Genomic DNA, 5,228 nt, shown 5'->3' on the forward strand with positions numbered 1-5,228 from the left:
ATATCTTTAAACAACTTAAATACCGAAGTCAAAAAAACGGTTGTGGTTCAGTTAAGGTTTGAATTTTAGCCATAAAAAAACCGCCTCAAGTAGAGACGGTTTCTAAATATTTATAATGCAAAGATTATTTTCTATTAAGTTTGGAAAGCAATCGTAAGAACTCGATATAAAGCCAAACTAGTGTAATCATTAATCCCATCGCGCCATACCATTCCATGTATTTTGGCATTTTTTGCTGTACACCTTTTTCAATTTGGTCAAAATCTAAGAATAAATTTAACGCTGCGATAACAATTACAAAAACACTAATTCCAATACTAAACATCGAATTTCCATAATGAACCGGTTGAAAACTTGTGAACATTGATAACAACCACGAAATCAAATAATAGGTTGCAATTGCCAACGTTGCTGCAAGAACTACCGATTTAAATCGCTCAGTAACTTTTACAATTTCATATTTATAAAGTCCAAAACAAACCATAAAGGTTACAAAAGTGCAACTTACCGCTTGTATCACAATTCCTGGATACATTGTTTCGAAAATGGCTGAAAGACCACCAATAAAAAGCCCCTCAAAAATAGCATAACCAGGCGCTAAATATCCCGATGATTGTGGTCTGAAAGTAGCTATTAGTACTAAAATAAAACCTACAATTGCACCGCCGAAAATAAATATCATTGGTGGTTGACCATTAAAAGTCATTGTCCAAGTTATTGCGGCACTAGCAATTAATAAAATCAACATTAGGAAACTTTTATTAATAGTTCCCGAAACTGTCATTGTTTCATTACGATCAATAACTGTAGCTTCATGAACTTCAGCTGAAGCTGATGTGTTTGTAAAAGTTTTGTTTTTGAAAAATGGGTTGTTTGAATTCATAATTTTTAGTTTTAAAATGTAAAAGTAGTAAATTATTCTATTTCTGAAACTCTCAAGGTGTTTACCATTCCTTTATCAGCAACCGGCATGGCGGCAAGATTAATAAGCATATCCCCTTTTTTTACGTATCCTTTTTCTTTGGCTATATCATTTACATCGCCAACGGTATCATCGGTGCTTACAAATTTGTCATAAAAAAAAGCGTTAACACCCCAAAGCAAACTTAATTGAGTCAAAATTCTTTTGTTAGAAGTATAAACCAAAATATGTGATTTAGGTCGCCAAGCCGAAATTTGAAAAGCTGTATAGCCACTATTAGTTAGTGTAGAAATAGCTTTTGCTTTAATTTCATTGGCCATAATCGCCGCATGATAACAAATGGATTTAGTTATAAAACGCTTGGTTCTAACGTGAGGTGGATTTTGAGGAACAATAATCAATGGCGAATCTTCAACAGCTTCAATAATTTGACTCATTTTTTCAATTACTTCAACAGGATAATTTCCAACCGAAGTTTCTCCCGAAAGCATTACGGCATCAGCGCCATCCATAACTGAATTCGCTACGTCATTAACTTCGGCACGCGTTGGAGTTAAACTTGTAATCATGGTTTCCATCATTTGTGTAGCCACAATTACTGGGATTCTTGCGGTTTTTGCTCTGTGAATTAATTTTTTTTGAATTAATGGAACCTCATGTGCTGGAATTTCAACCCCTAAATCGCCACGAGCTACCATTAATCCATCGCAATAAGCAACAATTTTATCAATGTTTTCAACTGCTTCTGGTTTTTCAATTTTGGCAATAATCGGAATTTTATAAGATGAATGCTTTGTTATTAAATCTTGCAATTCTTCTAAATCTTTTGGTGTTCTAACAAAGGAAAGTGCAATCCAATCTACTTTTTGTTCTATGGCAAATAGCGCATCTTTAATATCTTTTTTGGTCAAAGCAGGCAAAGAAACTTTAGTGTTTGGAAGATTTACTCCTTTCTTAGATTTTAAAGGTCCACCCTGAATTACTTTACAAACAACTTCTGTTGTTCCATTAGTTTCCAATGCTTCAAACATCAATTTTCCATCATCTAATAGAATTCTTTCTCCTGGATTAACATCTCTAGGAAATTCTTTATAGTTCATGTAAACTCTTTCTGCTGTGCCCGGAATATCTTCGGCAGTTTGAAAAGTGATAATATCGCCAGGGTTCACAACCACATCTTCTTTCATTACACCAACCCGAAGTTTTGGACCTTGTAAATCGGCCAAAATAGCTGTTGTATAACCAAACTCCTCATTCAAACCTCTTATAATATCAATTCTTTCCTTTACATCTGTGTAATCAGCATGAGAAAAATTAATACGGAAAACGTTTACTCCGGCGTCAATCATCTTCTTAATTACTTCCTTAGAACTACATGCCGGACCAAGCGTAGCAACAATTTTAGTTTTTTTTCTAGTTGGCATTATACTTAAAAAATTAAATTATTTTTTGATTTTATTTTTTCTACTTCTACAGCGTAAACAGTGCTTACACGTTCTATTTTTTTTATACAATTTGTAATTTTTGACACATCAATATTGACCTCACCATTTTCAATTTTTAAAAAATAATCTACTTTCTTAAACTCGGGAATCAAATATATTTTTGTCGAAAATTTGTTGTTAGTTTCTGCAAATAATCCTTGATTGCTATTTTGAGAAGGGACAAAAACATCATTTTTATTTTGAACCAAATTCCAAGCAATATCTTTTGAATCTTCAAAAACAAATCTCGTAAACTGCGTTTCGCCTTCCTTGTTACTAATCTGAATATTACAATTTTCCTTCTTTAAATTAATCGGCAGATTTTGATTTATATAATAGGCCAATCTATAATCTTCTAGACTTGAATGAATCGCAATTAATTGATAATCTATTTCATCAAATTCTTCAAGATGCAACTTGTGAATAGCCATAAATTCGCAAAATTAATTGTAAATATAGTTTATCTGTTGTAGATTTTCACAAACAACTATTTAGCTTAACTTTATTTTATGAACGAAAACGTTATAGTTTTCAAGGAATCTGAATTATTTATTGTCTATTTTTTCCTGAAAAGCAAAATAGGCTCGTTGAGATGCTTTTTCTTCTGCTTTCTTTTTTGATGTAGCTCTTGCTCTTGCGATTACTTTATCATCTATACTCAATCTAACACCAAAGTATTTTTGCCCATCGTTACCATTGTCGTCATACACTTCGTAGTTGAACATTTTTTTTTCCTTTTGGCACCACTCAATTAACAGACTTTTATAACTAATAACTTTTCCTTCAAGTTTGGCAATGTCAACATAAGGAATGATAACGCTTCTTTGAATAAATTTTTGACAAAAATCATAGCCTTTGTCAAGGAAAATAGCTCCTACTAAAGCTTCAAAAATATTTCCGTGTATGTTTTCACCAAAGTGTTGTGTGGGCACTTTACTCTCTACAAATCGGATTAAGTTTAAGTCTCTGCCTAATTCATTTAAGTGCTCCCTACTCACTATTTTGGAACGCATTTTTGTCAGGTAGCCCTCATCGCCGGAAGGAACTTTATTATAAAGGTGAGCAGCAATTACAGCACTTAACATAGCATCTCCCAAGAATTCAAGACGTTCATAATTCATCGGATTTCCTTTTAAATCCAGTTGATTTGTAGAGCGATGTGTAAATGCTTTTTTGTAGTAAATAATAGACTGAGGCTTGAAACCTATTATAGTTTGAATTTCGTTAAAAAAAATCCCGTCCTCTTTTGAACGGGATTTTTGAAATATATTTTTTAGAATTTTCATCTAGAAATTAAGCTTCAATTTTTTTGAATAAAACGCAAGCGTTATGTCCACCAAAGCCGAAAGTATTACTCATAGCTACATTGATTTCTCTTTTTTGAGCTTTGTTCAATGTAAGGTTTAAACTCGGGTCAATATTTTCATCTACAACAGTATGATTAATTGTTGGAGGTACAATACCGTATTTCATAGCCAAAATAGAAGCAATCGCTTCAATAGCACCAGCAGCACCTAGTAAATGACCAGTCATTGATTTGGTAGAATTGATATTGATGTTTTTAGCATGACTACCAAAAACAGCACTTATCGCTTTTAATTCGGCAACATCTCCAAGTGGAGTTGAAGTTCCGTGAGTATTGATGTGGTCAACTTGTTCCGGTTTCATTCGCGCATCGCGAAGTGTATTATTCATAACTGCGATGACTCCAATTCCCTCCGGATGTGGAGCTGTCAAATGATAAGCATCTGATGACATTCCGCCGCCTCCAATTTCACAATATATTTTGGCCCCACGTGCTTTGGCGTGTTCGTATTCTTCCAAAACTAATGCTCCGGCGCCTTCACCAAGAACAAATCCGTCACGGGTAGCATCAAAAGGTCTTGAGGCAGTTTCCGGACTATCATTTCTTGTTGACAAGGCTTGCATCGAATTAAATCCGCCCATTCCTGCGATAGTAACCGCAGCTTCTGAACCGCCTGAAATAATGACATCACACATTCCTAAACGTATGTAATTGAAAGCATCAATCATCGCATTAGCAGAAGAAGCACAAGCAGAAACTGTAGTATAATTTGGTCCCATAAAACCATTTCGCATCGAAATGTGAGCGGGCGCAATATCGGCAATCATTTTCGGAATAAAGAATGGATTGAATCTTGGAGTACCGTCGCCTTGTGCATAGCTGATTACTTCTTCCTGGAAAGTTTCCAATCCGCCAATTCCAGCTCCCCAAATCACACCAACTCTTTGTTTGTCAACATTAGTATCGGTAATTTCGGCGTCTGCAATTGCTTCCTGACTTGCAGCAACAGCATATTGGGCAAATTTGTCCATTCTTCTTGCTTCTTTGCGGTCCATATATTCTTCAATATTAAAGTTTTTGACTTCGCAAGCAAATTTTGTTTTATGCTTTTCGGTATCGTAATAGGTAATCGGAGCTGCACCACTAACGCCATTAATTAGAGCGTTCCAATAGTCGGAGATGTTATTTCCGATCGGTGTTATTGCGCCCAAACCTGTTACTACAACTCGTTTTAATGTCATAATTTATTTTTTACAATTGTATTTAAACAAATAATACCCATGTTTTCTTCAAATATAATCATTAAAGATACAAGGGTATTTCAATATTTTTGAGATTGGATGTCAATCAGTTTTACTCTTTTCAGTAAAATAATAAAAATCCGTGAAACTAGTTCAAGTCTCACGGATTAGTAATTATTATTTTTTTGCTTCTTCGATATAAGAAATAGCTTGACCTACAGTAGCAATGTTTTCAGCTTGGTCGTCTGGAATTTGAATATCAAATTCTTTTTCGA

At 34.3% G+C, this 5,228-nt stretch carries 5 protein-coding genes and 1 pseudogene; all 6 read right to left on the reverse strand.

Annotated elements, in window-relative coordinates:
- Positions 1-124: 124 nt before the first annotated feature.
- The gene (locus ACOYLP_RS10535; protein ID WP_422856129.1) at positions 125-883 is read right to left on the reverse strand and encodes a Bax inhibitor-1/YccA family protein; all 759 of its coding nucleotides are present in this window, start codon (positions 881-883) and stop codon (positions 125-127) included.
- Positions 884-915: 32 nt separating this feature from the next.
- The gene (gene pyk, locus ACOYLP_RS10540; protein WP_422856130.1) at positions 916-2,346 is read right to left on the reverse strand and encodes a pyruvate kinase; all 1,431 of its coding nucleotides are present in this window, start codon (positions 2,344-2,346) and stop codon (positions 916-918) included.
- Between the two features lie 5 nt (positions 2,347-2,351).
- Positions 2,352-2,837, reverse strand: a complete 486-nt coding sequence (locus tag ACOYLP_RS10545; protein ID WP_422856131.1) for an IPExxxVDY family protein — start codon at positions 2,835-2,837, stop codon at positions 2,352-2,354.
- A 114-nt stretch (positions 2,838-2,951) separates the two neighbouring features.
- Positions 2,952-3,692: a ribonuclease III gene (gene rnc / locus ACOYLP_RS10550; RefSeq protein WP_422856132.1), complete on the reverse strand. Its 741-nt coding sequence runs from the start codon at positions 3,690-3,692 to the stop codon at positions 2,952-2,954.
- A gap of 7 nt (positions 3,693-3,699) precedes the next feature.
- Positions 3,700-4,953 (reverse strand): beta-ketoacyl-ACP synthase II, encoded by a 1,254-nt coding sequence (fabF, locus tag ACOYLP_RS10555; RefSeq protein ID WP_422856133.1) that lies wholly within the window; start codon positions 4,951-4,953, stop codon positions 3,700-3,702.
- A gap of 177 nt (positions 4,954-5,130) precedes the next feature.
- Positions 5,131-5,228: pseudogene (locus tag ACOYLP_RS10560) on the reverse strand (acyl carrier protein); the annotation flags it as partial.

It is taken from the genome of Flavobacterium sp. (assembly GCF_049318325.1).
Classification (GTDB): domain Bacteria; phylum Bacteroidota; class Bacteroidia; order Flavobacteriales; family Flavobacteriaceae; genus Flavobacterium.